This window comes from Natranaerobius trueperi (assembly GCF_002216005.1).
Taxonomy (GTDB): Bacteria; Bacillota; Natranaerobiia; order Natranaerobiales; family Natranaerobiaceae; genus Natranaerobius_A; species Natranaerobius_A trueperi.
Window position 1 is genome coordinate 1 of record NZ_NIQC01000085.1, and the last position, 568, is coordinate 568.

Here is a 568-nt window from a genome sequence, read left to right on the forward strand (position 1 = left end):
CTAACATTTGGTATGTCGTTGTAACCGGGGTAACCATCAACATGGAGATACCCTTTAAACCCTTTTAAAAATTTAATGGGATGCTTACTGGCTCTAGTTGTCTGATAGTCATAGAGCACTATCGGGCTAGCTTCTTTACCAGTACGGTAAAGCCAGAGGAAAGATTTACTACTGGCTTTTCTACCATCTTCTTTTAAAACTTGTAGAGTAGTCTCATCAGCATGTAGGGTTTTGTGATTTAAAAGTAGTTCATGCAATCTGTTGTACAAAGGAGTGAGCCAATCATTTGCAGTTTGATCATCCAGTTAGCCATTGTCTGACGTGACAATTTAATACCTAAACGGGATAGATTTTGTTCTTGACGGTAAAGTGGCTGTGCTTCCAGGTATTTTTGAGTCATTATGTAAGCTACAGAAGAAGGTGAAGCTAAACTGCCAGAAATCACAGGATTCGGAATAGGTGCTGTTTTCACTGGTGTAGTAGTATTTTCTTTATCGCATTTTCTGCAGCTGTAAACATACTTAATGTGCTTTAATACCTTGGCCTTGGCAGGAACGATTTTTAATTC

The 568-nt window shown here is 38.7% G+C and carries 1 pseudogene; it reads right to left on the reverse strand.

Annotated elements, in window-relative coordinates:
* Positions 1 to 568 (reverse strand): annotated as a pseudogene (gene tnpC / locus CDO51_RS14835) (IS66 family transposase); the annotation flags it as partial.